Annotated in this window: 23 protein-coding genes and 2 pseudogenes; 15 read left to right on the top strand and 10 right to left on the bottom strand. The window is 63.3% G+C overall.

Features of this window, described 5'->3' with window-relative positions:
- Positions 1-4 precede the first annotated feature (4 nt).
- The 4 genes from folD to ABE957_RS06010 all read left to right on the top strand — a co-directional run bounded on the left by folD (position 5) and on the right by ABE957_RS06010 (position 3,082).
- Positions 5-865, top strand: coding sequence for a bifunctional methylenetetrahydrofolate dehydrogenase/methenyltetrahydrofolate cyclohydrolase FolD (gene folD, locus ABE957_RS05995; protein ID WP_349757769.1), 861 nt, complete (start codon positions 5-7; stop codon positions 863-865).
- A 100-nt stretch (positions 866-965) separates the two neighbouring features.
- Entirely contained in the window at positions 966-1,433 is a 468-nt protein-coding gene (locus tag ABE957_RS06000) for an S-ribosylhomocysteine lyase (protein WP_349757770.1), read from the top strand.
- Positions 1,430-2,164, top strand: a complete 735-nt coding sequence (gene mtnN / locus ABE957_RS06005; RefSeq protein ID WP_349757771.1) for a 5'-methylthioadenosine/S-adenosylhomocysteine nucleosidase — start codon at positions 1,430-1,432, stop codon at positions 2,162-2,164. Before ABE957_RS06000 ends, mtnN begins: the two co-directional genes overlap by 4 nt.
- 3 nt (positions 2,165-2,167) lie before the next feature.
- A complete protein-coding gene (locus tag ABE957_RS06010) occupies positions 2,168-3,082 on the top strand; it encodes an alpha/beta hydrolase fold domain-containing protein (protein ID WP_349757773.1) in 915 nt (304 codons plus the stop codon).
- 107 nt (positions 3,083-3,189) lie between these two features.
- On the opposite strand, the gene pyrC is transcribed toward ABE957_RS06010, so the two are convergent.
- Positions 3,190-4,227, bottom strand: coding sequence for a dihydroorotase (gene pyrC / locus ABE957_RS06015; RefSeq protein ID WP_349757774.1), 1,038 nt, complete (start codon positions 4,225-4,227; stop codon positions 3,190-3,192).
- Between the two features lie 194 nt (positions 4,228-4,421).
- Between pyrC and ABE957_RS06020 the strand changes: the two genes are divergently transcribed.
- The gene (locus tag ABE957_RS06020; protein ID WP_349757775.1) at positions 4,422-5,315 is read left to right on the top strand and encodes a DMT family transporter; all 894 of its coding nucleotides are present in this window, start codon (positions 4,422-4,424) and stop codon (positions 5,313-5,315) included.
- A 51-nt stretch (positions 5,316-5,366) separates the two neighbouring features.
- Complete coding sequence (locus ABE957_RS06025; RefSeq protein ID WP_349757776.1) at positions 5,367-5,792, top strand: hypothetical protein; 426 nt, start codon at positions 5,367-5,369, stop codon at positions 5,790-5,792.
- 152 nt (positions 5,793-5,944) lie between these two features.
- Here ABE957_RS06025 and ABE957_RS06030 read toward each other — a convergent pair whose 3' ends face one another.
- From ABE957_RS06030 to ABE957_RS06045, 4 genes are all read right to left on the bottom strand, one after another.
- On the bottom strand, positions 5,945-7,186 hold the full coding sequence (locus tag ABE957_RS06030) for an NAD(P)/FAD-dependent oxidoreductase (RefSeq protein WP_349757777.1): 1,242 nt from the start codon (positions 7,184-7,186) through the stop codon (positions 5,945-5,947).
- Positions 7,187-7,327: 141 nt separating this feature from the next.
- Positions 7,328-7,786 carry a tellurite resistance TerB family protein gene (locus ABE957_RS06035; protein WP_349757778.1) on the bottom strand — a complete coding sequence of 153 codons (459 nt, stop codon included), beginning with the start codon at positions 7,784-7,786 and terminating at the stop codon, positions 7,328-7,330.
- A gap of 33 nt (positions 7,787-7,819) precedes the next feature.
- On the bottom strand, positions 7,820-9,160 hold the full coding sequence (locus ABE957_RS06040; RefSeq protein ID WP_349757779.1) for a UDP-glucose dehydrogenase family protein: 1,341 nt from the start codon (positions 9,158-9,160) through the stop codon (positions 7,820-7,822).
- 148 nt (positions 9,161-9,308) lie between these two features.
- Entirely contained in the window at positions 9,309-10,316 is a 1,008-nt protein-coding gene (locus ABE957_RS06045; RefSeq protein ID WP_349757780.1) for an NAD-dependent epimerase, read from the bottom strand.
- Positions 10,317-10,436: 120 nt separating this feature from the next.
- Here ABE957_RS06045 and ABE957_RS06050 point away from each other — a divergent pair, with 120 nt between their 5' ends.
- Together ABE957_RS06050 and ABE957_RS06055 are read left to right on the top strand one after the other, a co-directional pair.
- Positions 10,437-11,504: a glycosyltransferase gene (locus ABE957_RS06050; protein WP_349757781.1), complete on the top strand. Its 1,068-nt coding sequence runs from the start codon at positions 10,437-10,439 to the stop codon at positions 11,502-11,504.
- A 27-nt stretch (positions 11,505-11,531) separates the two neighbouring features.
- Positions 11,532-12,233, top strand: a complete 702-nt coding sequence (locus tag ABE957_RS06055; RefSeq protein ID WP_349757782.1) for a lipopolysaccharide kinase InaA family protein — start codon at positions 11,532-11,534, stop codon at positions 12,231-12,233.
- A 27-nt stretch (positions 12,234-12,260) separates the two neighbouring features.
- Here ABE957_RS06055 and ABE957_RS06060 read toward each other — a convergent pair whose 3' ends face one another.
- Complete coding sequence (locus ABE957_RS06060) at positions 12,261-12,635, bottom strand: serine O-acetyltransferase (protein WP_349757783.1); 375 nt, start codon at positions 12,633-12,635, stop codon at positions 12,261-12,263.
- A gap of 123 nt (positions 12,636-12,758) precedes the next feature.
- On the opposite strand from ABE957_RS06060, the gene ABE957_RS06065 reads away from it, so the two are divergent.
- Both ABE957_RS06065 and ABE957_RS06070 read left to right on the top strand, forming a co-directional pair.
- Complete coding sequence (locus tag ABE957_RS06065; protein ID WP_349757784.1) at positions 12,759-14,111, top strand: glycosyltransferase; 1,353 nt, start codon at positions 12,759-12,761, stop codon at positions 14,109-14,111.
- Positions 14,112-14,116: 5 nt separating this feature from the next.
- Complete coding sequence (locus ABE957_RS06070; protein ID WP_349757786.1) at positions 14,117-15,415, top strand: PIG-L family deacetylase; 1,299 nt, start codon at positions 14,117-14,119, stop codon at positions 15,413-15,415.
- On the opposite strand, the gene ABE957_RS06075 is transcribed toward ABE957_RS06070, so the two are convergent.
- On the bottom strand, positions 15,401-16,678 hold the full coding sequence (locus ABE957_RS06075) for an O-antigen ligase family protein (protein ID WP_349757787.1): 1,278 nt from the start codon (positions 16,676-16,678) through the stop codon (positions 15,401-15,403). The genes ABE957_RS06070 and ABE957_RS06075 overlap by 15 nt on opposite strands.
- A gap of 617 nt (positions 16,679-17,295) precedes the next feature.
- Positions 17,296-18,585: an exopolysaccharide biosynthesis polyprenyl glycosylphosphotransferase gene (locus tag ABE957_RS06080; protein WP_349757788.1), complete on the bottom strand. Its 1,290-nt coding sequence runs from the start codon at positions 18,583-18,585 to the stop codon at positions 17,296-17,298.
- 912 nt (positions 18,586-19,497) lie between these two features.
- Here ABE957_RS06080 and ABE957_RS06085 point away from each other — a divergent pair.
- The 3 genes and pseudogenes from ABE957_RS06085 to ABE957_RS18150 form a co-directional block, all read left to right on the top strand.
- Entirely contained in the window at positions 19,498-19,680 is a 183-nt protein-coding gene (locus ABE957_RS06085; protein ID WP_349757789.1) for a type II toxin-antitoxin system HicA family toxin, read from the top strand.
- A 36-nt stretch (positions 19,681-19,716) separates the two neighbouring features.
- A complete protein-coding gene (locus ABE957_RS06090) occupies positions 19,717-20,130 on the top strand; it encodes a type II toxin-antitoxin system HicB family antitoxin (protein WP_349757790.1) in 414 nt (137 codons plus the stop codon).
- 56 nt (positions 20,131-20,186) lie between these two features.
- A pseudogene (locus tag ABE957_RS18150) lies at positions 20,187-20,365 on the top strand (IS481 family transposase); the annotation flags it as partial.
- Between the two features lie 201 nt (positions 20,366-20,566).
- Here the strand turns inward: ABE957_RS18150 and ABE957_RS06095 are convergent.
- Both ABE957_RS06095 and ABE957_RS06100 read right to left on the bottom strand, forming a co-directional pair.
- Positions 20,567-20,824: a transposase family protein gene (locus ABE957_RS06095; RefSeq protein ID WP_349757791.1), complete on the bottom strand. Its 258-nt coding sequence runs from the start codon at positions 20,822-20,824 to the stop codon at positions 20,567-20,569.
- A gap of 364 nt (positions 20,825-21,188) precedes the next feature.
- Positions 21,189-21,320: pseudogene (locus tag ABE957_RS06100) on the bottom strand (transposase); the annotation flags it as partial.
- A gap of 174 nt (positions 21,321-21,494) precedes the next feature.
- Between ABE957_RS06100 and ABE957_RS06105 the strand changes: the two are divergent.
- Positions 21,495-21,737 (top strand): VspR family transcription factor, encoded by a 243-nt coding sequence (locus ABE957_RS06105; protein ID WP_349757792.1) that lies wholly within the window; start codon positions 21,495-21,497, stop codon positions 21,735-21,737.
- Positions 21,734-21,865, top strand: coding sequence for a hypothetical protein (locus ABE957_RS06110; protein ID WP_349757793.1), 132 nt, complete (start codon positions 21,734-21,736; stop codon positions 21,863-21,865). Before ABE957_RS06105 ends, ABE957_RS06110 begins: the two co-directional genes overlap by 4 nt.
- The last annotated feature ends 17 nt before the right edge of the window (positions 21,866-21,882 follow it).

A 21,882-nucleotide genomic window follows, 5' to 3' on the forward strand; every position in this document is an offset into this window, starting at 1 on the left:
CTCGATGACCGCCCAACTGATCGATGGCAAGTCCATTGCCGCCCGAGTCCGCCAGCAGGTCGCGCGCCAGGTCCAGGCGCGCCGCGAGGCCGGCGGGCGCATTCCGGGACTTGCCGTGGTCCTGGTGGGCGAGGACGCCGCCTCCGCCGTCTACGTGCGCAACAAGCATCGCGCCTGCGAGGAGGCCGGCATCCTCTCGTTCAAGCACCAGCTGCCGGCCGACACCAGCCAGCAGGACCTCGAGCAGCTGGTCGACCAGCTCAACGAGGACCCGCGCATCGACGGCATCCTGGTGCAGCTGCCGCTCCCCGAGCACCTCGACGCGCGACCGATACTCGAGCGCATCCTGCCGAACAAGGATGTCGACGGCTTCCACCCCTACAACCTCGGCCGCCTGGCGCAGCGCCTGCCGCTGCTGCGCCCCTGCACGCCCAAGGGCGTGATGACCCTGCTCCAGCAGAGCGAGCTCTCGGTGCGCGGGCTGGATGCCACCGTGGTCGGCGCCTCCAACATCGTCGGGCGTCCGATGTCACTGGAGCTGATGCTCGCCGGCTGCACCACCACCGTCTGCCACCGCTTCACCGGCAATCTCGAGGAGCACGTGCGCCGCGCCGACCTGCTGGTGGTCGCGGTCGGCAAGCCCGGCCTGGTCAAGGGCGAGTGGATCAAGCCCGGCGCCATCGTCATCGACGTGGGCATCAATCGCCAGGAGGACGGGCGGCTGATCGGCGACATCGACTTCGCCGCCGCCGCCGAGCGCGCCAGCTGGATCACCCCGGTGCCCGGCGGCGTGGGCCCGATGACCGTGGCCACCCTGCTCGAGAACACCCTGCAGGCCGCCGACCTCCACGACGCCGCGCAGTAAGGCGGCAAGAACAGGCAGTCTCGCAGGCGCGGTGGCATGCACCCTCCCGCGAATTCCGCTAGAATCGCTGCTCCATTTTTCCGACTCGCGAGGTCGTCCGATGACCGACAAGAAGATGAACGTCGAAAGCTTCAACCTCGATCACACCAAGGTGAAGGCCCCCTACATCCGCCTGGCCGACATCAAGACCGGCGAGCACGGCGACACCATCCACAAGTACGACATGCGGATCTGCCAGCCGAACCAGGACCACATGGACATGCCCGGGCTGCATTCGCTCGAGCACCTGATGGCCGAACTCTCGCGCAACCACTCCGACAAGGTCGTCGACATCAGTCCGATGGGCTGCCAGACCGGCTTCTACATCGCGATGATCAACCACGACGACTACGAGGGCGTGCTCGACCTGGTCGAAGGCACCCTCAAGGACGTGCTGGAGGCCACTGAGGTGCCCGCCTGCAACGAGATGCAGTGCGGCTGGGCCGCCAGCCATAGCCTGGAGGGCGCCCAGCAGATCGCCCGCGGCTTCCTGGCCAAGCGCAACGAGTGGGCGGACATCTTCGCATGAAACGCATCGGCATCATCGGCGCCATGGCCCAGGAGGTCGAGCAGCTCGCCGCCCAGCTGGAGGATCGCCGCACCCGCCATCACGTCGGCTGCACCTTTCACCTCGGCAGGCTGCACGGCGTCGAGGTAGTGATCCTGCAATCGGGCATCGGCAAGGTGAACGCCGCCATCGGCACCACCCTGCTGCTCGATGTCTACCATCCCGAGGCGATCATCAATACCGGCTCGGCCGGCGGCTTCGGTGAGGGTCTCGAGATCGGCGACGTGGTGGTCTCGAGCGAAGTGCGCCACCACGACGTAGACGCCGTGGTATTTGGCTACGAGCATGGCCAGGTACCCAACATGCCGGCCGCTTACCTGCCGGACGAGCGCCTGGTCAAGGTCGCGCGGGAGTGCGTCGAATCGCTGGGCGAGGTCAAGGTGGTGGAAGGGCTGATCGCCACCGGCGATGTCTTCATGGCCTGCCCGGAGCTCGTCGCCACCACCCGCTCGCGCTTCCCCACCATGCTGGCCGCCGAGATGGAGGCCGCGGCGATCGCCCAGACCTGCCATCTCTATGGCTGCCCCTTCGTGGTGATCCGCGCGCTCTCCGACATCGCCGGCGGCGGCGATAACCACCTCTCCTTCGAGCAGTTCCTGGAGAAGGCCGCCGACCATTCGACGCGCATGGTCACGGCCATGGTCGACCGCCTGGGCCAGCCCTGCTCCCAGGCCGAGCCGCTGGAGAGCTGAGCCGTGAGGCGCCTGGCGGCGGGATGGTGGCGAAGACTCGCCCTGTGCCTGCCGCTGCTGGTGGCGGGCTGCGCCACGCATCTCTCCACGATCAACGCGCCCGCCATCACCCAGTCGGGGCCTCGCCCCGACGTCGACGTCCGGCGCCTCTCGCCGCGCCCCTATACGCCACCCGACTGGCCGGAGTCCCTCGAGGCCCGCGTCCTGCTGCCCGACACGCCCGCCGATGCGCGGCGCCCCGCCGCCCTGCTCGTTCATGGCGGCGGCTGGCAGCGGCGTACGCCCGACGACATGGAGGAAATCGCCGAGCGACTCGCGAGGCGCGGCTATGTCACGGTCAACGTCGCCTACCGCTTCGCCCCGGAGCACCGCTTCCCCGCTCAGCTTCACGACCTGCAGCAGGCCATGGCATGGATCCACGAACATGCCGATGCGTGGCGCATCGACACCGAGCGCATCGTCGGGGTCGGCTACTCCAGCGGCGCCCACCTGGTCAGCCTGCTCGGAGTCTCCGCCAACGTCGATGCCCTGGCCAAGCCCCATGGCGGCGACCACGCCCGGCTGGCCGCCGTGCTGGCCGGCGGCCTACCCAGCGACCTCATGAAATTCGATGATGGCCGCCTGGTGGTCGAGTTCATTGGCGGCACCCGCGCCGAGAAGTCAGAGGCCTACCGGCAGGCCTCGCCGATCACCCACGTTGACGCCGACGCCCCGCCCCACTTCCTCTTCCACGGCCGCTGGGACGGCCTGGTGCCGGTGGATCACGCCACCGACTTCCACGCCGCCCTCGTCGATCACGGCGTGACAAGCGAGCTCTACCTGCAGCACTATCGCGGACACTTCACCAGCTTCCTGCTGCGTGATGGCGCCATCGAGGCCGGGATCGCCTTCCTGGACCGACAGCTGCTCGACGACTGAGCTCCTCTCTCGCTCCCAGTCCGGTACGGCATCCCGAACCAAAGCGGCCGCCCCATGGGGCGGCCGCTTGTCTATCTGTCTTATTGATCGCGCACCGGGGGCTCGCCTCAGTCGACGAACTTCCAGCTCAGCGTCTCGCCGGCGGCGAGCGGCACGATGGTCTGCCCGCCAGCATAGGGCAGAGATTCCGGCAGCTGCCAGTCCTCACGCACCAGGGTGACGGTCTCGGTATTGCGCGCCAGGCCGTAGAAGTCCGGGCCGTGATGGCTGGCGAAGCCTTCCAGACGTTCCAGGGCACCGGCCTGCTCGAAGGCGGCGGCGTAGAGCTCCAGGGCCGCCGGGGCGCTGTAGGCGCCGGCACAGCCACAGGCGCTCTCCTTGTCGCCCCGGGCGTGGGGAGCACTGTCGGTACCCAGGAAGAACTTGGGGCTTCCCGAGGTCGCGGCCTCCAGCAACGCCTGACGATGACGCTCGCGCTTGAGGATCGGCAGGCAGTAATAGTGCGGGCGAATACCGCCCACGAGCATGTGGTTGCGGTTGAACAGCAGGTGATGGACGGTGATGGTAGCGGCCACGTTGGCCGGTGCGGCGGCCACGAACGCGGCCGCCTCGGCGGTGGTGATGTGCTCGAACACCACCTTCAGGTCCGGGTGCCGCTCCAGCAGTGGCTTCATCACCCGCTCGATGAATACCGCCTCGCGATCGAAGATGTCGATCTCGGCATCGGTCACCTCCCCGTGGACAAGCAGCGGCATGCCCAGCCGCGCCATGGCGGCAATGGCCTCGTCGCAGAGGGCGAGATCCGTCACGCCGGAGGCGGAGTTGGTGGTCGCCCCGGCCGGATAGAGCTTCACCGCCTGTACCAGGCCACTGGCATGCGCCCGCTCGATCTCCTCGGCCGGGGTGTTGTCGGTCAGATAGAGGGTCATCAGCGGCTCGAAACGCGCCCCGGCGGGCAAGGCAGCCAGGATCCGCTCCCGGTAGGCCAGCGCCTGCCCGGTCGTGGTCACCGGCGGCTTGAGGTTGGGCATGATGATCGCACGGCCCATCTGGCGCGCACTGGCGGCCACCACGGCCGAGAGCACGTCACCATCACGCAGGTGGAGGTGCCAGTCGTCCGGGCGGGTCAGGGTAATCGAGTTCACGGCAGGTCCTGTTTCGAAAGTCTGTATCGAGAGCGTCTGTATCGAGGAGCCTGCCACCAAGGCCTGTCGAGTCAGGCGCTGAGTGGCAAGCCACGGTCGCGCCAGTATATCGCAACCTCTCGGCATTCCCGAGGCCACGCCAAGTCGGTTGTCTGCTAACATGTTCGACCGCTTTCCCTACGTCCCGGTGACCGATGACGCCCGTTGACCCGACACGCTCGCCTCTGCGCGCCGACTTCATGCTGCTGCTGGTCACCCTGCTCGCCGCCGCCGGCTGGATCTTCTCCAAGGAGGCCCTGGCCGGCATGCCGCCGTTGCTGTTCATCGGCACGCGCTTCCTGATGGCCGGTGGCATCCTGGCGCTCTTCGCGCTCGCCAGCCTGCGACGACTCTCGCTCGCCGACTGGCGGCTGGCGGCCGGGGTGGGGCTGATCTTCAGTGGCGCCATCGCGCTGTGGGTGTTCGGCCTGCATCACTCCCGACACCTTGGCGAGAGCGCCTTCATCAACAGCCTGGGCATCCTGCTGGTACCGGTGGTCGCACGCCTGATGTTCGGCGACCGGCCGCCTAGCTCCACCTGGATCGCCTTGCCGGTGGCGCTGATCGGCTTCGCCCTGCTGTCGCTCAACGCGGGATTCCGGATCGAGACGAGCCAGTGGCTGATGGTCGGAGCGGCGGCAGGCTTCTCGCTGTTGATCAACACCAACGCTCGCGTCGTGCGCCGGGTACCCGCCCTGCCGCTCACCGCCATCCAGCTGGTCGTGGTGGGCCTGATGCTGACCCTCGCCTCGCTGCCCATCGAGCCCTGGCCGGCCGAGCTCTCGGCCACCACCCTCGGCTGGCTCGCGGCCAGCGTGCTCTTCGCCAGCACCCTGCGCTTCTTCCTGCAGGTGCATGCCCAGGGGCTGACCACGCCCAGCCACGCGGCGGTGATCCTGATGCTGGAGGCGGTCTGGACCGCGCTGATGGCGGCCTGGTGGTTCGAGGAGAGCATGACACTGCTGCAGCTCACGGGCTGCTCGCTGATCTTTACCGCCCTGTTGATCAATCGCTGGTACTGGGTACGTCGACTCTTCAAGCGGCGCTGAATGCCGTATCATATTGCCAGCCTGACAGGCCGCACCACTCATGAGGACAGCATGCCCAAGGTAAGACACTACGCCGACATCGTCGCCATCCTGGCCGGTTTCATGTGGCTGGTGCTCTACTGGTCGGTCAGCATCTCGGCCCACCTGGGCAGCATCGAGCCGTCGCTGGCCGCCCTGCTGATGGTGGGCAGCCTGATCCTGATCAGCTTCGTGCACCGCCCGATCCGCGTCCTGCTGGGGCGCTACCACGTCCGCAAGCGGCGCACCGAGATGTGGATGCACATCCTCGCCCTGCCCCTTACCCTGGCCTTCCTGCTGGCCATCGTCATCGACCACCTGATCACGCCGATGAACGGCGAGCAGAAGATGCTGCTGTTCAACGCGCTGGCCACGGCCGGCTGGCTGGTGTTCGTCGTCACCCTGCTCGTCAAGCTGCTGTGTCACCTCGTCCAGCAGAAGCGCAAGGCGAAGCGTTAATTCCCTGAGGCCCCTCCCGCCTTGAGGCAGGGCGATGCGTGCCCTTCGCGGTGCGAGTCGAGGTGTCAAGCCGACCGCTCCCACAACGTGCAGATGCATCCGTGGGAGCTATGCTTGCACGGCGATGGGGTTTCGACCCCACTCCACTGACTTCAGAACCGATCCACGCGGAACGGCGCCATGTCGATATCGGGTGTCTCGCCATCCATCATCTGGCCGAGCAGGCGACCGGTCGCCGGCCCCAGGGTGAAGCCCTGGTGGCCATGGCCGAGGGCCAGCCACAGCCCTGGCTGTCCCGGCGCGGGCCCGATCACCGGTTTCATGTCGGACGTGCAGGGGCGCGCGCCCTTCCAGGGCTCGGCCTCGAGACGCTCGCCCAGCGGCACCAGCCGCCGCGCCGCCTGTTCCGCCGCCTCCAGCTGCGCGAGGTGCGGCGGCGCATCGAGTCGCTCCAGCTCGGCACCGGTGGTCAAGCGGATGCCCGCCTCCATGGGCGCCAGGACGTAACCGACCTCGGCATCCATGACCCAGTGGCGTAGTGTCTCCGCCCCCGCAGCAGCGTAATGCATGTGATATCCGCGCTTGACGAACAGCGGGATCTCGAGCCCGAGATCGCCCAGCCAGTCGCGCGACCAGGGCCCCATCGCCATCACCAGCTGTTCGGCGTCGAGGGCCCCCTCGGAGGTCGCGATACGCCAGCCGCTGCCCAGGCGTTCGATGCCCGTCACCTCGGCCCGCTGCACGCGCCCCCCTTCCGCCTCGAAGCTCTTGGCGTAGGCCTGGACCAGGGCGCCGGGATCGGCGACCGTCCAGGGATCCTGCCAATGGATGGCCCCCGCCAGGCCCTCGGCCAGGCAAGGCTCGAAGGCGGCCAGTTCGTCGGCATCCAGCACGCGATACCGGATCCCGAAGCGCTGTGCGTCCTCTCGCGCCTCGGCCGCTCGCGCCTCCAGTTCGGCCGCGGTGCGATAGACCTCGAGCCAGCCTTCCCGTCGCACCAGTCGCTCGGCATCGGCGGCCTCGATCATCGGGGCGTGCGCCTCCAACGACAGCCCGATCAGCGAGGCATACTCCGGCACGATCTTCTGGTAACGCTCCTTGGAGGAGTTGTGCCAATAGCGCAGCAGCGGCCCGGCCGCCTGAAGCATGCCGCCGGGGCGATAGCGGATATCCACCTGGCGGTTGGGCAGCACGCGCAGCAGGGTGGCGATATCTCGTGGGAAGGGATAGGGGCGGACCGCCTCGCGCTGGATGATGCCGGCGTTGCCGAACGAAGTCTCGCGCCCCGGCTCACGTCGATCGATCAGGGTCACCGAGTGCCCTCGCCGAGCAAGGTGCCAGGCCACCGACACCCCCACCATCCCGGCTCCCATCACCGCTATCTCACGCGCCATCGCTCGACTCCTTGTCTGCCATTAAGGGGCTCATCTCATAAGGGCTGTCACATAACAGATTGTCCCATAAGGATTTACCCCATGTGGATCTCCCCACAGCATGCCCCTTCCGGAAGACAAGGAAAAGCGATGATCACAGGGTCAGCGAGACGCGTCTTCCTGCACCCCGAGCTTGGCACGGATAAAATCCGAGTGGCTGACATGAAGGAGCTCGGCCAGGCGACGAATGCGATGCTCCTCCAGGTGGTGCTGCTCTCCATCGACCAGTGACAGCGACCACATCATGCGCACCAGTTCGCAGCGCTGGACGTAGTCGAAATGTTCCTTGATCAGGCTGACGAATCGATAGTGGTCCACCGCCGACTCGGCCTCTTGCCGCGCCAGGCGCATCAACTCGTCGAGCTCTGCCTCCGCCAGGTCGAAACGCCGTTGCAGCAGGTCGCGCAGCAGGCCCACTTCGCTATCGTCGAGATGGTAGTCGGCACGGGCGACCTCGAAGAGCAAGGCAGCCACGGACAGTTCCAGGCTAGGACCTGCCTCGCCCGCTTCACCGCCGCCGGCAATGAAGTCGCTGAAGAAGCGCTGTATCGAATCGATCATCGCAGGCTGCCTCCCCGTCGCTCATCGGATCACTCAAGTATGGCGCAGCGAGTCGCCCCGCCCCACGGCGAAGTAGAGCAGCCCGGCCGCCTTCACCGCGTCGGGTTCGAAGAGGTTGCGCCCGTCGATCACCACCGGCATGGCCAGCTGCTGCTTCAGCCAGGCGAAGTCCAGGGTGCGAAACTCCTTCCACTCGGTGCAGATCACCAGGGCATCAGCGCCTTTCACCGCCTGGATGCGATCACCCACCAGTACCAGGTCGTCCCGCTCGCCGTAGATCCGGCGGCACTCTCGCATCGCCTCCGGGTCGTAGGCCTGCACCCGGGCACCAGCGTCCCACAGTGCTTCCATCAGAGTGCGGCTCGGGGCATCGCGCATGTCATCGGTGTTGGGCTTGAAGGAAAGGCCCCACAGCGCGATGGTCTTGCCGGCCAGGTCGCCATCGAAGGCCTGACGGAGCTTGGCGAAGAGCGTCTGCTTCTGGCGCTGATTCACCGACTCGACGGCGGTGAGCAGCTCCGCCCGATAATCCACGTCGGCCGCGGTGCGCGCCAGGGCCTGCACGTCCTTGGGGAAACAGGAACCGCCGTAGCCGCAGCCCGGGTAGATGAACTGATAGCCGATGCGCGGATCCGAGCCTACCCCGCGACGCACCTGCTCCACGTCGGCGCCCAGCCGCTCGGCCAGGTTGGCGATCTCGTTCATGAAGCTGATCTTGGTCGCCAGCATGGCGTTAGCGGCGTACTTGGTCAGCTCGGCGGCCCGCACGTCCATGAACATCAGCTTTTCCTGCTGACGGATATAGGGCGCGTAGCACTCGCGCATCAGCCCCTTCACCCGCTCGGATTCGGTGCCGACGACGATCCGCGCGCCGTGGGTGAAGTCCTCGATGGCCGCCCCCTCCTTGAGAAACTCGGGGTTGGAGCAGACATCGAAATCGAGGCGCTCGCCCCGGGCCTCGAGGGTCTTCGCCACCGTCTCGCGCACGCGATCGGCCGTGCCGACCGGCACCGTCGACTTGTCGACGATCACCTTGTACTCGTTCATGTGGGAGCCGATGGTCTCCGCCACGGCCAGCACGTACTTGAGGTCGGCGCTGCCGTCCTCGTCGGGCGGCGTGCCCACGGCGATGAACTGCATGGTGCCGAAGGCCACCGCCTGGGCCGGGTCGGTGGTAAAGGATAGGCGCCCCGCCGATACGTTGGCCTGCACCATGCTTTCGAGCCCCGGCTCGTAGATGGGAATCTCGCCGGCCTCCAGGCGGGCGATCTTTTCGGCGTCCACGTCCATGCACAGCACGTCGTGGCCCACATCGGCCAGGCAAGTGCCGGTGACCAGGCCCACGTAACCCGTGCCAACAATGGTGATCTTCATTCCTTGTCTCCCGCTTTGTCCTGTTCAACTGTTCTATTTACGATACGCGCCCTGCAGGTGCACGTGGGCCTAGGGTTCGGCACCTGTCCTCGTGGGGCCGTCGGTTCGACGTTTCGACTTGCAAGGCGATTGCCGCCACTCGCATGTCCTACACCCCATAGAACCCGCGGTACCACTCCACGAATTTTCTGACCCCCACCTCCACGCTGACCTCCGGCCGATACCCCGTCGCCTGGAAAAGCGCCTCGGTATCGGCCCAGGTGCGCGGCACGTCGCCCGGCTGTATGGGCTGGAAGTCGCAGATCGCCTCACGCCCGGTGGCGGCCTCGACCGCGCGCACGAAGGCCATCAGCGACACCGGACTGCCATGACCGATATTGTACAGCGCATAGGGCGCGCTGGAGGTATCCGGCCCCGACGCGCCGGACTGCCACTGCGGATCGGCCTGGGGAATGACGTCGAGCACTCGCACGACCCCCTCGACGATATCGTCGACGTAGGTGAAGTCGCGCTGCATGTCGCCGTGGTTAAAGACCTGGATCGGCTCACCAGCCAGGATCGCGCGGGTGAACTTGAACATCGCCATGTCGGGCCGCCCCCAGGGCCCGTAGACCGTGAAGAAGCGCAGCCCGGTGGTCGGCAGGCCATAGAGGTGGGAATAGGTGTGCGCCATCAGCTCGTTGGCCTTCTTGGTGGCCGCATAGAGGCTGATCGGATGGTCCACAACGCCCCCGGTGGCGAAGGGCACATGCTCATTCATGCCGTACACCGAACTCGAGGAGGCATAGACCAGATGCTCCACCTTGCCGTGGCGGCAGCCCTCGAGCACGTTCAGATGCCCGACCAGGTTGCTGTCGGCATAAACGTGAGGGTTCTCCAGGGAGTAGCGCACGCCGGCCTGGGCCGCCAGGTGGATCACCCGATCGAAGCAATGCTCGGCGAACAGCGCCGCCATGCCCTCTCGGTCGGCCAGGTCGAGCCTGATGAACTGCACGTCCTTGCAGTCGGCCAGGTCGTCGAGGCGCGCCTGCTTGAGCGAGACATCGTAGTAGTCGTTGAGGTTGTCGATGCCGACGATCTCATGACCTTTCCCGGCCAGCCGTTTGGCCACGGCATGGCCGATGAAACCGGCCATGCCGGTAATTAAGAGCTTCATGGTAATTCCTAGCGTGGTGACGGACAAAATTGTAACGCAATCGCCCCATGGTCGCGTCCCCGCCACGTGCCCGGCTCACTGTGATAGCCTTACGCAGATTTTTTAAGCCGCGAGATCCCCATGGCCCAAAAACGCTTCGCTTTCGTCATCGAGGACCTCTATGGCGGCGGCGCCCAGAAATCGCTGCTCTACACGGCGGATCAGCTGCGCCAGCGCGGTCACGATGTCATCGTCTTCACCCTGCGCGAGCGCATCGAGCACCGCCTGCCGGAAGGGCTAGAGATCGAGAACCTCGAGGTGGTCACCGCCTTCACCAAGGCCACCACCACGGTGCTCACCGAGAAGTGGCAGGCCTCACGCATCGCCCGCGCCCTGGAGGCCTGGCGCCCCGACGTGGTGATCTCCTGCTCCTGCGACAAGATCACCCGCCACCTGAGACACCACAACCTCTACTTCTGGGTGAAGTCCGACGTATCGGCCAAGTTCAGCGATCCACGACAGCGCGAGCGCGCCTTCGAAAAGGTACGCCGCTTCTACGGCGGCCGGCAGGTCATCGCCGTCTCACAAGGCGTGAAGGAGAACCTGGAACGCGTGGTGGGCCTCGAGGCCGAGCGGATCATCCCCATCTACAACCCCTACGAGCGCGAGCCCTTCGTCGCGATGGCGGAAGAGCCCGCCGAGTTGCCCGAGGGCGAATATTTCCTCTGCGTGGCGGCCCTGGAGCCCCGCAAGCGACACGACCGCCTGCTGCGCGCCTATGCCGAGAGCGGGGTCGTCACGCCACTCGTGATCATGGGCAAGGGCAAGCCGGAGCACGAAGCCGCGATCCGCGAGCAGATCCTCGAGCTCGGCCTGAGCGATCGCGTGACCCTCACCGGCTATCATCACAACCCCTACCCCTGGATCGCCCGGGCCAGGGCGATGATTCTCGCCTCCGATGCCGAGGGTCTGCCCCGGGTGCTCCTCGAGGCCCTGCTGCTGCACACCCCGGTGATCAGCGTGGACTGCCCCAGTGGCCCAAGAGAGATCCTCACACAGGAACTCGCTGAGTTTCTGGTCGCGCCCGATAACGAAAAGGGCCTGGCCGATGCGATCGCGCGCATGGACCAGGCCCCGGTCGAGATCGAGGAGCGCCACTATCGGCAATTCCTCAAGGAAAGCGTGCTGCCCCAGTTCGAGGCGCTGTGATTACAGACTCCATCATCGGGACATGACGTGAAACTGCTGGATATCCCCTTCAATGATCGGCGCCGCCGCTACCTGGTCGTCCATCCGGACGGCCTGCCGGATCGGCTGGCGCTCCAAAGCACCACCACCACCCAGGCCTTCGAGGCCGTGGGCAGCAGCCGTTTCTACGTATCCGCCGACCAGCAGATCCTCGCCAAGGTGGTGCCGGACAAATTTCCCCGGCGCGAGGCCCCGTTCAAGTGGCTGCTGAGGGACTACCTCGAGAAGCGCTGGCTGGGCCAGTCCGACGCCCGCAAGGAGTATCTCAGCCTGCAGGTCCTGCATCGTGCCGGCCTCGCCACGCCCCGTTGTCACGGCTGGGGGGTGTCGCTCAACCCCGGCAACCGTAACGGCTCGCTGCTGTTGATGGAGCACGTGCAGAACGCGAGGCCGGGCGGCGAGGTCTTCGACGAGCGGGACGAACCGGGGCGTCTCGCCTTCCTGGAGCGCTTCTGCCGGGAGGTGGCCCGGCTCGCCCACGCCGGCTACGTGCACCGCGACCTGCACTACAACAACCTGCTGATTGACGAGCAAGACGAGGTTCTCTGGATCGATGCCCATGTGCGCCGGTTGCCAACGAAAAGCGCCGACCAGTGGCCGGCGCTGAAGCGTTCGTTGACGGTGAACAAGCTAAGGGGGGAGGTATATCGTCGGCAGGCCGAAACGCTGCTCCGAGATCTGTGGCGATGAGCCACTCTGATGAGAAGTAGCCATAGTCTATGACAAAGATGACTCGTCGACAGGCTCGAGCCGCTTGACGATCCGTGCAGGCACCCCGGCCAGCACCACATTGTCGCCGAAGGAACGATTCACGACGGCGTTGGCACCAATGATCACGTTGTTGCCCACTCGCCCCTCGCCAATCACCTTGGCACCGGGATAAACGACGACGTCGTTTCCCAAGCGCGGAAACGCTTCCTCCCCGCCGGGGGCGCCAGCCAACGTCACCTGCTGATAGAGCCGACAGCGCTCTCCCAGCACCAACCGGTCACCGATCACCACCGACGTCGGATGCGAAAAGTGCAGCCCCGCCCCCATTACGCTCCTTGGCCCAACATAGACACCAAATCGCATGGCAAGACCCTGGAACATCCATCGCGCCAGACCTCTGGCACCCGAATGTTGCAGCCACTGTGCCAGCCGTATCCGAGCCACGGCCCGAACGGCTGGCTTGCCTGCGCACACATGACGTAAGAGACGCCACCACGACCAGCCTTGTCCTGCCTTGAAGGCCTCTTCCTGAATCAATGCCTTGAAATGTTGCAGGTTAATAAAAACTCTCCTTCAGCTTGCCCTTTTCCCAACAGGTCAGGATCTTGCAGCATTACGCAGGTTAACGGTGCATGGTATATTCGCTTCGGATATTCCGCACCCGGTTACATCGTATTGCCCTATAAAAGCGCACGACCGCAACGCATCCTGATCACCCTACGCCGCCTTGGCACGGGAGGCATTGAGCAGGCCACCCTGACCCTGGCCAATGCCATGGCGTCCCAAGGCCATGACGTGCACCTGCTGGTGCTCAAGGGCCAGCCTGAGCGGCTGCCGGATCACCACGTCACCGTCCACTGCCGCGATCTCGACCGGGAGCAGCGCCGTGGTGTCATGGGCATGACCTGGCACCTGCTCAGCCGGCTGGCGTTGAAGCCGCTGCTGCCCGGTTCAGGATTCGTCTGGCAGGGCCTACGCTGCAGTCGGGCGTTCGAGGCGTTCGTGGCCGAAATCGAATCGCGATACGGACGCTTCGATCTCATCCTGATCCGTGGCCAGGGCGCCTTCGAACTGCTGTGGCAGTATCGCGATCCGCGCGCCTGGCGCATCGTCGAGGCAGTGACCGGCAGATTCAGCGGCTGGCTGGCTCGCTGGCTGGCGCGATGCCTCTACCAGAAGCATCAGGTCGTCTGCGTCTCTCACGGCGTACAGCAGGCGCTGGAGCAGTATCTCAAACAGAACGATGCCCAGGTTGCCGACAGCCGCGTGATTCACAACGCCGTGCCATTGAGGCGCCTCGCGCAACTGGCAGGGGAACCTCGCGACCCGGAGATTCAGGCCCCGTACCTCGTGCATGTCGCGCGACTAGTCCCCGTCAAGCAGCAGGCTCTGCTGCTCGATGCCTATGCGAAGGCCCGTCAACTTGGCCTGTCACTACCTCTGGTGATCATCGGTGACGGCTCAGAGCGGCATGCCCTGGAAGCCCACGCGAAGCGCCTTGAGGTAAACAATGTCGTGCATTTTCTCGGCACGCTGGAAAACCCCTATCCATGGGTCGCAGATGCCACGGCCTTTGTCCTCAGCTCTCGCTTCGAGGGGCTTGGCCTGGTGCTGATCGAGGCGCTGGCGCTAGGCACCCAGTGCGTAGCCACCGACGTCCCGGGAGGCATTCGTGAAGTGCTGGTGGGCGAACAGCGCCGCCTGCTCGCGACTTACGATGCTGACAGCCTAGGCGCCAAGATATGCGAAGCCGTAGAGGCTCCAGTCGAGATCAATCCCGCTTGGGCGGAACACTTCTCCGAGGCGCGCATTGTCGACGCCTTCATCGATCTCATTCCTGTTCCTCGGGAGCCTTAGTCAGCATGCAGCGACACGACCATCACCTCCCCCTGGCACCGGACCTGACGATACCGTCGCGCCTCGATACTGGTGGTCGGCTGAGCGTCAATGATGGCGAGCCCCCCCAACTGCCGAAAGACTACAGCTGGCTGCTCGAGGTGGAGTATCGCGCCTCGAGCCGCTGGCGCCTGCCCGCCGTGACCACACGCCAAGGCGAGGCACGGCTGTTCACCCAATTTCTGGAGCCAGGCCAGACGGGGCAACGCCTGCTGAACCTGGCCGGCATCACGTCACTCGATACGCTATCGCTTGTCAGCGAGCGCTGCCGACTGGCCCCCACCGCCAGGCTGCTCGGCTTTCGAAAGCCCCACCTGGACAAGGGGCCGATCCTGATCATCGCCCCGCATCCCGACGATGCAGAGCTCGCCGCCTATGGCCTCTATCGCCAACGGCATGACAACGTCTGGATCGTCACGTTGACCGCAGGCGAACGGCAGAAACGCCTCGATCGTCAGTACCTGCCCAGTCTTGACGATGACACCCAAAGCGCGAGCCGACGCAAGGGGCGCATCCGCGCCTGGAACAGCGCCACCACCCCGCTGTTGGCAGGCGTGCCCGCCGAGCGGTTGATCATGCTTGGCTATTTTAACGACACCCTACCGCAGCTGCTGGAGGCACCCAGTCTCGATGTGCCCTCGCGGGGCGACCCTACTCTCAACCCGGGCGAGTTTCGACAGTGGAATCACTACCGACTGGGCTCAGACCCTGCACCGGCCAACCGCGGTGAACACTTGCTTGAAGACCTTTGCGAGCTTCTGGCCAAGATTCAACCCGATACTGTGGTCGTGACCCACCCGGAGATCGACCCTCACCCGGATCATGTAGCGGCCGCCAAAGCCACCGCGCTCGCCCTGCAGGGGGCCAACCACCTGCCCGAAAGCTTACTGCTCTATGCCAACCACCTGGGAGGCATCCGCGGCTTTCCCCGCGGACCCGCCCACGCCGCCGCAGGCGTCTGGCCGCTCTCTATCACCGAGTCCAAGCTAGGGCCCTGGGGCATCTACAGCGAGGAGCTGAATAGGGAGGCACAGCGAGAGAAGGCCGTCGCCCTCGACAGCATGCACGACCTGAGGGCGCAGCTGGGTATGGAAAAGCGTATCAAACGCTGGCTGAAGCGACGCTCAAGCGGCCTGGAGAAGGCCGCCTGGAAGGACTATGGTCACCACGATTACTACCAGACGCACATCAAGGCGCATGAAACCTTTGCCGTGGTCTCCGGCGAAGATTTTATAAAGGGTATTGGTGTATCAGGCAAATACTGAGCGGCCAGGCCAGCAGAAGACACGCTGGCCGCTTTCCACCTGCCAGCGCCAGATGTGAGTCACCAGCCCCCCTAACACCAGCGCCTGGAGGTAGGTCCCGGTCCAGAAGAAGCTGTAGGACTCGAACTGGCTCACCACCAGGTAGAAGACGAAGAACAGCAAACCGAAACATGCCATATCCCCCGGCATCACGCCCGATCGCCAGGCTTTCCACGTGCCCATCCCGATCCAGGCAACGAGAGAGACCATCACGAGCAAGCCCAGCGCCCCATAGCTGACCAAGAGCTCCAGCAGGGTATTGTGCAGGTGGCCATAATTGTTTCGGGTCTGGGGAGGCAACCACGCCGTCTCGGTCGTCACCAGGCTACGCCCCTCTTCCCCCCACCCGACCATGGGTCGCTCCGCGATCCAGTCAAACGATGCCCGCCAGGAGAGCAGTCGATTGCCGATGCTGCTGTAGGGAATCTCCTTCCAATCTCCCTCCATGGCCTGAACAATGATGGCGTTTTCGCGTTCCAGCCGCTTTTCAACGGTGCCCTTGAACGCCCACCCCGCCGACACCACAACCAGGCATACCGCGGCAACGACAATCCAGGCAGATTTTTTAAAGCCCGTCGTCGATCTGCCAGCGAAATGATGCAGACCGAATACCGCGACTAAAACCAGCAACACGACCAGCATGGCCAACCATACGGCCCGCGTCTGGGTAATGCCTACCCCGATGAGGCACATGGCCGTCGCAAGCAGCCAGCTTATGCGACGTAGCCAAGCTAGCTTTCCGCCCGTGAGGCACCGCTGCGAGAAACACAGCAGGCCGATCAGTGCCGCGCCGAAGAACAACGCCGTATGCTGCGCATTACGGATGCCGAAGTCGACACGCCCCCCGGCCAGCCCTCGCATCCAAGCGGCGAGGCTTTCATCGGCCAACCACACGGCGGCCAGAAAGCCCGCCACGCCAAACGCCCAGGTCCACAAGGTCAACCGTGTGCTGCCACCAAGCCACCAGGCCACGCCGATGAAGAGGAACCACTTGGCTAGTCGATCGAGCTGGGGATTGTCCGTCATCCACTCAGGATGGTGAAAATAGCCCGCCACCCAACTGATCAGCTGAACCATGATGGCGCCCAGCAGCAGCCAGAAAGGCGCCGACGAGCGAACTCCCTTCCCCCAGGCAAGAGCCGCTATTAGTCCCGCCAACGCCATCAGCGTTCCGGCCGTTTCTCCGGCCTCGGGCAGCACCAGCCTAAGAGCAGCAAAAAGCATGACTCCCGCCAGGCCAGCCCACCACAGCGATGTGGGGGCCCTCCAAGCGGGAGCCAGAGAAGAGTCGAGAATGGAAATGGGGTGTCTCACGCCAGCGCCTATAACGAGAATTCAGATGGAGGCGCATGCTACCAGAATTGAGTACAAAAGACGTTGATCTTGCCCACCAGCAGTGGACTGGATCTTGAAGATGTCCATTGCGACGGCGATCTAGCTTTTCATGGTCCATCGTTTTTTATGGAGTTTTCGTCGCGCACCCAGCCCGGCTGATGGCTGCACTATAACCTGTGCAGTTCTGGAGTGGGTCACTTCAGCCGCAACCCAAAAGACCCGGCACTTGGCCGAGTCTTTTGGTCACACCGATGGCCATATCACCCTGATTTTACGTCACTTTTACGATAGGCAGGCTCTTATCAAAACACCACAACCGCTGCGTCTCGGCCGTCACCAGGTTACGCCTTTATTCCCCACTCAACCGTGGCTCCTCCACGATCCAGCCGACCGATGCCCGCCAGGTGAAGAATCGATTACCGATACTGCTGTAGGGAATCTCCTGACAGCCTCTTTCCAAGCCCTGAAAGATGGCATTTGCAAGCGCCATTAACCAACTGAAATCATCACCGGGAACCATAACCGGTAAAGATCGTCCTTAATGTCTTGAAAGCGATAAGGATATCCAACCACAGCGAGAAGTGTTTGATATAGAAAAAATCATACTGCAGCTTGGTGATCATGCCATCCACTTCAGCCGCATACCCCTGCTCGACCTGAGCCCAGCCGGAAATACCCGGTCTGACCACATGGCGATATCTGAAAAAAGGGACATCGCGCTCGTACCATTCCGACAACTCCATCGACTCTGGACGGGGCCCGATGAAACTCATCTCACCTTTCAGCACATTGAGCAACTGGGGAAGCTCATCTAGGCGATACTTGCGAATCACCTTACCGACACGCGTAATACGTGGGTCATCATCTCCATCGGTAAAGCCCTTGCCGCGCTGATCAATGTACATGCTGCGAAACTTGAATACTTTGAAGGGCACGCCGCGATACCCCATGCGCTGCTGCAAAAACAGCGCGGGTCCCGGGCTATCCCGCCTGATTGCGAAGGCTGTGACCAACATGATTGGGGTAAGAGCGGGAAGCAACAGCAATGCCCCTATGATGTCAAAAACTCGCTTGAAGCTTGCGTATATGGCCGACGGCAACAACGAGCCGAACTCATTCTCCGATAGATGATCGATTCGCACGCGGCCGCTGATCGACTCCTGCATCTGGCGAACGTGATATACGGGAATACGACACAGGGTGCACTCTGCCAAAAACTTTTCCCACTCTGCACCCAGGCTTTCACTCCGCAGATCGGCCACGATGGCATCGTAACGCGTGCCATCCGGTTCTGGGGAACTTAGATGACGTAGCTCGACGTGCGGCGAGGGTTGTAACTTCAACGCCTGACCTGCCGGCACCACCGCAATCTTCAATCGCCGATAGCGCCTTCCGATGAAGTAGCCAGCAAAAAACCAGATCAGCGAGGCCAGATAGCCCGTAAACAGCACCTGGCGCGTATACTCTTCCCTCGTGAAGAAGAGAATGGCAACCACCACGAGAAAGGCCAGACTAACGGTAGGCGCTATGTAGGCCGCAACCTGAACACCGGGAAAGCGCGTGAAGCGGCGTAGACACAGTACGATAGTCACGAAAGCCACGCCGATAGCCAAGATAGTATTGACGCGGTGATCCGGCAGCACCTGCCAGAAGCCCCAGCCCCACCGCTCAAGCGACGGAAGAGCAATCACCAGCGATAGCCCTACCAGCAGCTGAAAGGGCAGTCCCAGCAGAAATTGCTCATACCACCTAGAGTGGCGACGTTCATACGGGTATGTCACATCCATGCCTTCCATCAACTCTCCGCGTCCGGTTGCATCTTACATCAGCCCCTCGTCCTTGTCGGCCCTTGCCGCGCACGGATTGCGCCATGTGGCTCAAACCGTGCCCTGCACGCTGCATGTTCTGCTGTCCGAGGTATCGATAATGAAGGAACTCCTCCAACTTGGGCGGATGGTATCAGCGAGCTTGGCCATTTCACATCAGAATGGGACGGCTTGTGGCGTAAGTAGCAGCAAGTACGCCGAATAGGCCAGACTGACCTGCATGTCCACACGAAGAAATCCCACCATGCTGTAGCGCCCGGGATGGGAGACCATCAGATGGGCCTGATATCCATAGGGGAGAAGGAGGCTGGCGCTGGCGCCTAAGGCCACCGCCATGTGAAGGCCAATGGATCGGCGCCGAAAGCCTGGGCGGTGATTCATGCCACGGTAAAGGCCTGTGCTGCGGCGGCGTCGTTGGCCACCATCTTGGTGAGCAGCGGCATAAGCCGTTAGCAGCCGAAGAAATCAGCAGAGACGACGTGGCCGTCGAAAAGCGCCTGATTGCCCTGTGCAAGCAGTTCGGCAGCGCTAGAACTCGCAAGCCCTACGCGATGGCCAGCAGCCACCTCCCCGGCCGTGCCATGAGCGGCGATACTGGATACTGCCAGGGTCACGACTGACCCCAGGATAGTCACCCCACCCTCGCCGTCGCCCCGAGCTCTACCCTAAGACACAGGTGCTCCTCAGGGGCTGGAAACTCGAGATCGACGCCACCGCCTGGCTGATCACCGAGATCAGCCACGATATGCGCGAACGCGTGCTCACCAGCTCGGCGAGGATGGCGATCTACGGCTGACAGAGTTATCGGGGTTATTGAAACCTTGCTCTCGAGGATAGACAGGGGTTACGATAACCCCAATATAAGATGGCAGGGAGCCGAGGGTGAAGAGCGGTGAACTGATCAAGGAACTGGAAGCGGATGGCTGGAGGCTGGATCGCATCAAAGGCAGCCATCACCACTTCCGGCACCCCACCAAGCCCGGCACTATCACGGTGCCTCACCCGAAGAAGGATATGAAAAAGGGCTTGATACAGGGGATCAGGAAGCAAGCCGGCCTCAAGTGAGCCCGGCCATCATCGGTCCGTCACAGGAGACATGACATGCACTATCCTATCGCTATTGAAGTGGGTGATGAACATCACGCCTATAGCGTGGCTGTCCCCGACCTGCCGGGCTGTTTCTCGGCGGGCGACTCTTTCGACGAGGCGGTCGACAACGCTCGTGAAGCCATCGAGGGCCACCTCGAGAGCCTGGCCGATCACGGCGACCCCATCCCTTCAGCCAGCGCCATCGAGCAGCACCTCGCAAATCCCGACTATGCTGGCTGGGTATGGGCTGCGGTCGAGATCGACATGACCCCCTATCTGGGTAAAAGCCACAAGGTCAACGTCACCCTGCCGGACTTACTCATCAAGCGCATCGACAGCGCCGTCGCACGCCATAGCGAGTTCAAGAGCCGCTCCGGCTTCCTGGCCCGTGCGGCCCTGCACGAGCTCGAGCGCAGCGCGGGCTAACACCCTAGCTTCCCACCCACGCGCCCCGCCCAATGGCCGGGGCGCCTGCGTTTCCCCTAGAGCGCTCCAAGGCCCGTCTCAGCGACGTGCTGGCGACGCAGTGCTATGATCTGCGTTAGAGCAAACGCTGAAACGTTGCACGTGGTTCTACAATCATCACATCCCGCAGAAGGCGCTGAAGTATCAATTACCTATTGAGGTGATGGAAGAATGGCAGACCAAGCAACTTGAGTGATTTCCCGGGCGGATGGTCAATCACACGGGAACAGACACATATACCTGGCTTGAGCGGTACAACCATACGGATCGCTCCTTGTGACACCGCCACATTGTAGATTGAGAAGCTTGAGCAGATCGGGAATCGCCGTAATCTCGTTGGATTTCTCCGCTGTCTTGACCTGACACAGCACCACCCCATTCGCCGCGCTGAAAGCACTTACCATATGGATCGCCCCCTTCCTTGCCCCTGCCCGCGGCAGTACGACCGACGCAAGGTCTTGCCGTCGATGGTCACCACCGCGCCTTCTGTTAAGTCGTGGCAAGCCATCACCCACTCGGCAAAGGCGCTTTGGAGCTGATCTGTATTGACCAGCGCCATCACCCTGGCAAAAGTGTCATGGCTGGGGGCGCCGGCCTCAAAATCGCCGTACTGCGGGGAAGTCGAGCTTCGCGTCGCCAAAATCATCAATCTCATCCCATTCCTCCGCGTCACATGTCACCGCACAGACGGATAAAAACCGTATATCCGACAGCTGAAGCCGCACTTTCCAAGCCTAGCGGAAGTCGGGAACGATCGATAAGTGGTGCATAAGAGATGGTGTCAGCATCGGGTCATCAATGAGAAAAAGCTATTAGATGACAGCATTAGCTACTACTGATAAATCGCCACGAAGCCCGTTGTAGAGCAGTTTTCCATGTGTTTTCCCTGAGAGGCATGAAACAGATGGCTCAGCCAGAAGGCCTGTGTCGAGGCCAGTCATGGTGCCCACCTTGCTATCGGATGACACCAGTCTATGGACACTATTCAGCTGCAGAAGATGGGGTTGGTGGACCGCTTACGCGCGCCACTGGTAGAGCTGGCTGGGCTGTAGACCTAATTCACGGGCAGCGGCAGCGACCCCTACGCGGTCAGCGAGGGCGAGCGCCTCCTTGCGGTAGGCATCGGAGTAACGGGCGTGTTGCTTCTTCATCGGAGTAGCTTGCCTTGCCACGGGACACCTCGTTGAGTGTACTGCCTTAACGAGATGTCCAATGTTGCTGGGCAAGATCACACCTTCTCCTGAGCCTTCTACCGCTTATCGCAACACCACAATGCGACGGCGACGAGTGCAACAGAAGTCGCGCGTCTACCCGCCTCGAGCGCGATGGAGACCTCTCGGGACTTTGCCGAGTTTCTGGCTCATGAATGCCACCGCCTGAAGCTCGACATGCAAGCGGCGGTGGGCGAGGCCAGCTACTACGCCCACATTCTGTCTCGGCATCCTGAACAGCAGACATTGATCCAGCCGTTGCATGAAGCGGCCTGCCAGCCCGGCAGCGAAGACAAAGGCGCCCTGGATGCCGTCGTCACCCTGCACAAGCAGCTTGGTGAGGAGGCAGCATCATGAACATCCGCCATACCAATCGCTTGTTGTCCTCCCTCGACTGCCCGGCACTCCGTCCCCGGCAGGCCCGCTGTATCGAGAAGGCGCTGCAAACGCTGTCGGATACCCATCCTCACTTCATGTCAGGCTGACTGCTTGTAAAACCACT

Origin of the sequence: Halomonas pelophila (assembly GCF_040196315.1) — a bacterium.
Lineage (GTDB): Bacteria > Pseudomonadota > Gammaproteobacteria > Pseudomonadales > Halomonadaceae > Halomonas > Halomonas pelophila.

What these genes read in the sequence shown, in the direction of transcription:
- ABE957_RS06060 (WP_349757783.1), bottom strand. Translation starts at nt 12,635, where the DNA reads ATGTTCCAGGGTCTTGCCATGCGATTTGGTGTCTATGTTGGGCCAAGG.
- ABE957_RS06075 (WP_349757787.1), bottom strand. Translation starts at nt 16,678, where the DNA reads ATGCTTTTTGCTGCTCTTAGGCTGGTGCTGCCCGAGGCCGGAGAAACG.
- ABE957_RS06040 (WP_349757779.1), bottom strand. Translation starts at nt 9,160, where the DNA reads ATGAAGATCACCATTGTTGGCACGGGTTACGTGGGCCTGGTCACCGGC.
- folD (WP_349757769.1), top strand. Translation starts at nt 5, where the DNA reads ATGACCGCCCAACTGATCGATGGCAAGTCCATTGCCGCCCGAGTCCGC.
- ABE957_RS06070 (WP_349757786.1), top strand. Translation starts at nt 14,117, where the DNA reads ATGCAGCGACACGACCATCACCTCCCCCTGGCACCGGACCTGACGATA.
- ABE957_RS06110 (WP_349757793.1), top strand. Translation starts at nt 21,734, where the DNA reads ATGAACATCCGCCATACCAATCGCTTGTTGTCCTCCCTCGACTGCCCG.
- ABE957_RS06035 (WP_349757778.1), bottom strand. Translation starts at nt 7,786, where the DNA reads ATGATCGATTCGATACAGCGCTTCTTCAGCGACTTCATTGCCGGCGGC.
- ABE957_RS06030 (WP_349757777.1), bottom strand. Translation starts at nt 7,186, where the DNA reads ATGGCGCGTGAGATAGCGGTGATGGGAGCCGGGATGGTGGGGGTGTCG.
- mtnN (WP_349757771.1), top strand. Translation starts at nt 1,430, where the DNA reads ATGAAACGCATCGGCATCATCGGCGCCATGGCCCAGGAGGTCGAGCAG.
- ABE957_RS06000 (WP_349757770.1), top strand. Translation starts at nt 966, where the DNA reads ATGACCGACAAGAAGATGAACGTCGAAAGCTTCAACCTCGATCACACC.
- ABE957_RS06025 (WP_349757776.1), top strand. Translation starts at nt 5,367, where the DNA reads ATGCCCAAGGTAAGACACTACGCCGACATCGTCGCCATCCTGGCCGGT.
- ABE957_RS06050 (WP_349757781.1), top strand. Translation starts at nt 10,437, where the DNA reads ATGGCCCAAAAACGCTTCGCTTTCGTCATCGAGGACCTCTATGGCGGC.
- ABE957_RS06095 (WP_349757791.1), bottom strand. Translation starts at nt 20,824, where the DNA reads ATGAGATTGATGATTTTGGCGACGCGAAGCTCGACTTCCCCGCAGTAC.
- ABE957_RS06045 (WP_349757780.1), bottom strand. Translation starts at nt 10,316, where the DNA reads ATGAAGCTCTTAATTACCGGCATGGCCGGTTTCATCGGCCATGCCGTG.
- ABE957_RS06080 (WP_349757788.1), bottom strand. Translation starts at nt 18,585, where the DNA reads ATGGAAGGCATGGATGTGACATACCCGTATGAACGTCGCCACTCTAGG.
- ABE957_RS06020 (WP_349757775.1), top strand. Translation starts at nt 4,422, where the DNA reads ATGACGCCCGTTGACCCGACACGCTCGCCTCTGCGCGCCGACTTCATG.
- ABE957_RS06090 (WP_349757790.1), top strand. Translation starts at nt 19,717, where the DNA reads ATGCACTATCCTATCGCTATTGAAGTGGGTGATGAACATCACGCCTAT.
- ABE957_RS06105 (WP_349757792.1), top strand. Translation starts at nt 21,495, where the DNA reads ATGGAGACCTCTCGGGACTTTGCCGAGTTTCTGGCTCATGAATGCCAC.